6 protein-coding genes are annotated in these 4,249 nt (G+C 59.3%); 3 read left to right on the plus strand and 3 right to left on the minus strand.

What is annotated here, in order from left to right; translation table 11 throughout:
* Positions 1 to 63: 63 nt before the first annotated feature.
* Together rssC and rssB are read right to left on the minus strand one after the other, a co-directional pair.
* Complete coding sequence (gene rssC / locus WBB95_RS27425) at positions 64 to 546, minus strand: anti-sigma factor antagonist RssC (protein ID WP_010212025.1); 483 nt, start codon at positions 544 to 546, stop codon at positions 64 to 66.
* Positions 546 to 1,727: a two-component system response regulator RssB gene (gene rssB, locus WBB95_RS27430; protein ID WP_110624244.1), complete on the minus strand. Its 1,182-nt coding sequence runs from the start codon at positions 1,725 to 1,727 to the stop codon at positions 546 to 548. Before rssB ends, rssC begins: the two co-directional genes overlap by 1 nt.
* A 276-nt stretch (positions 1,728 to 2,003) precedes the next feature.
* Here rssB and WBB95_RS27435 point away from each other — a divergent pair, with 276 nt between their 5' ends.
* Positions 2,004 to 2,300, plus strand: a complete 297-nt coding sequence (locus tag WBB95_RS27435; RefSeq protein ID WP_424490424.1) for a PilZ domain-containing protein — start codon at positions 2,004 to 2,006, stop codon at positions 2,298 to 2,300.
* Between the two features lie 64 nt (positions 2,301 to 2,364).
* On the opposite strand, the gene WBB95_RS27440 is transcribed toward WBB95_RS27435, so the two are convergent.
* On the minus strand, positions 2,365 to 3,003 hold the full coding sequence (locus WBB95_RS27440) for an MlaA family lipoprotein (protein WP_424490427.1): 639 nt from the start codon (positions 3,001 to 3,003) through the stop codon (positions 2,365 to 2,367).
* Positions 3,004 to 3,250: 247 nt separating this feature from the next.
* Between WBB95_RS27440 and WBB95_RS27445 the strand changes: the two genes are divergently transcribed.
* Both WBB95_RS27445 and WBB95_RS27450 read left to right on the plus strand, forming a co-directional pair.
* Positions 3,251 to 3,859: an HAD family phosphatase gene (locus WBB95_RS27445; RefSeq protein WP_424490425.1), complete on the plus strand. Its 609-nt coding sequence runs from the start codon at positions 3,251 to 3,253 to the stop codon at positions 3,857 to 3,859.
* A gap of 110 nt (positions 3,860 to 3,969) precedes the next feature.
* On the plus strand, positions 3,970 to 4,236 hold the full coding sequence (locus WBB95_RS27450) for a DUF4404 family protein (RefSeq protein WP_424490426.1): 267 nt from the start codon (positions 3,970 to 3,972) through the stop codon (positions 4,234 to 4,236).
* Positions 4,237 to 4,249 lie beyond the last annotated feature (13 nt).

Genomic DNA, 4,249 nt, shown 5'->3' on the forward strand with positions numbered 1-4,249 from the left:
ACATACCGCTATCGCAGGCAAGCCAGCTCCCACATTGGACTGTGTGTTACAGCAGATTGGGGATCAGTGACGCTCTAAGGCGTTCACGAGGTCGTGGAAGGCTTCACGGTTGGACTCGTTCAGGCCCATCAGGATCTTGTGCGCTTCGAGCACCTTGACCCGTACGATTTCCTCGGACTGGTCCTGCGAAGGCAGGTCGGTCAGGCATTCCGGGCACGGGATCGGGCGGTCAACGATGTTGAACACCTGGTCGAAGCCCATGGACTGCAACAGACGGGTGATGTCTTCGTGGGTGGTGACCACAGTCGGCAACAGGCCGACCTTCTGCCGAGACAGAATGGACAACTTGGCCAGCAAGCCAAGGGTGGTGCTGTCGATGCTGCGGGTTTCGGTCAGATCGATCACGATCGCTGAGAAGTTCAGCGCAGTGAAGATCCGCTCAATCGTCGCATCCAGGGCCGAACACAAGGTCAGGCGCACTTCACCGACAAACTTCAGGACGAAGGTCCCGTCTTGCTCGGCGAATTGGATTCTTCCGGTACTCATCAAAGATTCCTGCTCAACACCAGTAGGGCGATATCATCCGGCATCTCCCCCAGCGTGGCCAATCCAAAAACCTGCCGCAGGCCATCCAGGCTGCCGCCCGCCGACTTGACCTTTTGGGGCAAGGCGGCTTCTTTCTCTTTGAGTGTAGGCTCTGGAAGAAGGTCCAGTATGCCATCGGACATCAGCGTGAGGCTGAAGGTCGGCGGCAGTTCCAGGATGTGGTCTTCGTAGGTGGCTTCATTGAACAAGCCCACCGGCAGACCACGGCCTTCCAGGTAACGCACACTGTCTGGAGTGTATAAAACCGGCATCGGCAGGTGACCGCCGATGCTGTAGGTCAAAAGACCGGTTTCTTCATCAATCACGCCGCCGACCATCGTCACGTGCTTGCCCAGCTTGCAGCTGATCAAGCCCCGGTTGATGTGGCCCAGCACCTCGGAGGGGGTGAACTCCGGCAAGGTGCCATTGCGCTTGGATTCAAACAACAGCCGTGTGGTCATGAATTTCAACAACACGGTGACAAAAGCGGATGAAGCGCCATGGCCGGAAACGTCAGCCAGGTAGAACGCCACGCGGCGCTCGTCGACTCGGAAGTAATCGACAAAATCACCCGACAGGTACAGCGACGGGATGATCTGGTGCGCAAACTTGAACTCGTCAATGGTCCAGGGGCTGACCGGCAGCATGTTCATCTGCACCTGGCGACCGGCGTTCTGGTCTTCCTGGAGCAAATTGAGGCTGGCTTCGAGTTCGCGGTTGGCGGTTTCGAGCTTTTCGCGGTAGCGCTGGTTTTCCAGCAGCAAGCGGGCACGGTCCAGCGCGCGGCGCACCGAGTGCTCCAGCACGGCCAGGTCTTCCAAAGGCTTGATCAGGTAGTCGGCGGCGCCCAGGCGCAGGGCCTCGACGGCATCGTTCATCACGCCGGCACCGGACACGACAATCACCGGCGTCTGCGGCGCTCGCTCGGTCACCTGGCGGATCAGCTCAAGGCCGCCCATCTGGGGCATGCGCAGGTCGCAGATCACGAGGTCGGGCTTGTCGCGCTCGAATACCTGGAGACCCTGTTGGCCATTGCTGGCCTGCAGGACGCTGAAGCCACTGTCTTCCAAATAGGCCGCGAGACTCGCGCGCACTACTTCGTCGTCATCGATTATCAGCAGCGTGGCACTGGTTTTTTGCATGTGGGCAAACGGCGCCAGAATTAGGTTGGCGTAGGCGGCTCGGCAATGGCCGGGCTCACGTACTGGATTCGCTTTCTAGCCTCTCTGTCCTACAAAGCGCGGGCTTTTGGCCCACGCACAACGGTAAAGCAGAGGTGCCCTTCTAAGGCGCAGACGGTACTCCCATCCGTCAGGGGTTTCAAGCTCATGCCGATGGTCGCCGGGCGTCTTTACACCGCAAATCACCGGGAGTTATAAGAACAGCCTTCACCACAACACAAAGTAAGGATGGAACCGATGAGCGAACACGAGCGCGACTACGCCGAAAAACGCGATTTCATCCGCATGCGCGTGGATGCCGATGTGTCGCTGATCCACGCCGGGCAAGAGATTGCGGGGGTTTGCGTGGACCTTTCGAGCTCCGGCATGCAGGTCGAGGCGCCGCGCCAGTTTCAAGTAGGCGACAGGCTCACCGTGCGCATCGACTCCGAGCATGCCGCGCTCGCAGGCCTGGAGGCCGACACCGAGGTGGTGTGGGCCAAGAACGACGGCGAGCGCCAGCACCTGGGTCTCAAGATCTTGAAAATGCACTAAAAAATCGCACACAAAAAAAGGCGACCACTGTGGGTCGCCTTTTTTCATTTCAAAACGCCACGGCTTAAAAGTCGTCTACAACCTTGCCATCTTTAACCTTGAACTCGCGGTTCTGCAGGTAAGCGTTGCGGATGAAGGTGTATTTGTCGCCGGTGATCAGCTTCTCGCTGTCGAGCAGGCTGGCACGCGTGTCGACGATGTTCAGGCCGAACGTGCTGTTACGCCAGCCGATGTCGTTCATGTAGCGGTACGGCTGGGTGTAGCTGTCGACGTATTTGGACGGCGCATCACGCAGGGTGCTTGGGCCCAGCAGCGGCAGCATTACGTAAGGACCGCTGCCGACACCCCAGTAGCCGAGGGTCTGACCGAAGTCTTCGTCGTTGCGGTGCAGGCCCATTTTGGTGCCCACATCAATGAAGCCCAGCACACCGAAGGTGGTGTTCATCAACAGACGAGCGGTATCGACACCGGCTGCGTGTGGCTTGAGCTGCAACACGTCGTTGGCAAAGTTGCCGACGTCGCCGATGTTGCGGAAGAAGTTGTGCACGCCATCCTGCACGAATTGTGGGGTGACGAACTGATAACCCTGGGCCAATGGCTTGAGGGCGTAGGTATCAACGGTGTCGTTGAAGGTGAAGATCGGGCGGTTGACGCTTTCCCATGGGTCGTCTTCCGACGCGGCCTGGGCGGCGAACGGCGCCATCAGGACAGTGGCACACACAGATAGCTGAGCGAAGTAGTGGCTCCAGCGCATAGCTTTGGCTCCTAGAATGGTCTGTCATGGGCGCTATGCCCTGAATAAGAACGTGAGTATATGACGGAAGTGTCTATTTAGGCAGCAGGTAGGAAAGGTCAGATGGAAAATGCACAAAATTCCTACAATTGCCTGTAGGTGTCATCCGCTTGTCATCCGGGCCAGATAGCGTCATTGCTATTTCAGGGATGTCGAGATGCCTCACGCCGAAATTGCCGTCGCCAGCGCCCCGTCTTTGACTGCTGTGCTGTTTGGCCTGAGTGGCTGCCTGGTGGATTTCGGTTCCCAGGCACGCACCGACTCGCCCTCACCGGACTCCCACGCCACGCCGGGCGCGCTGAAAATCCTGCGCAGCCTCAAGGACCAAGGCGTGCCCTGCGCCTGGCTCGACGAGCTGCCCGCGTCCGTCACCACGCCGCTCGCCGCCGTATTGCCCAATTGGCTCAAGGCGGCCTCGCCCTCCTCCATCCGCTGGCCGGCGCCGCATGCCTGCTGGCAAGCCTTGATGGAATTGAACATCGAGCGCCTGGAAGGCTGCGTGCTGGTCAGCGGCGAGCCCCGTTTGCTGCAATCTGGCCTGAACGCCGGGATGTGGACCATTGGCCTCGCGTCCTGCGGCTCACTGTGTGGCCTGGCGCCCGAGCAATGGCAGGCGCTGACCGAGCAGCAACGCGAGCACAAGCGCGGCAAGGCCACGGTGGCGCTGTATGGGTTGGGCGTGCATTCGGTGATCGACCACCTGGGCGAACTCGGTACTTGCCTGGCGGACATCAGCCTGCGCCAGCTCAAAGGCGAGAAGCCCTGATCGAGATCATGCACAGTTGGCGCCGGTGGATTAATCTACAGGTCAGCCCGTAGACCTTTCTCGGCGTGCCGCGGTCTATGCCAGTGCCTATCGATAAAAGGAAGAACGCCATGCCTGCCCGCGAAAAACTGCAAGAACAGGTCAACATCCTGCGCGAGCAACTGAATCAAGAGCCACCGCTGCCACAGGAAAAACGTGAAGCGCTGGAAGAGTTGATTGCGAAATTCGAAGTGCAACTTGAGCTGGAACCCGCCACCCAATCCCCCAGCATTGCCGACGATGTGAACCGTGCGGTGGAAGGCTTCGAGCTGGACCATCCGGGCATTGCCGGGACGCTGCGCAATATCGTGCTTACCTTGGGCAATATCGGCATCTGATCCAGCCCATGCC

Source organism: Pseudomonas sp. (assembly GCF_049645325.1).
Taxonomy (GTDB): domain Bacteria; phylum Pseudomonadota; class Gammaproteobacteria; order Pseudomonadales; family Pseudomonadaceae; genus Aquipseudomonas.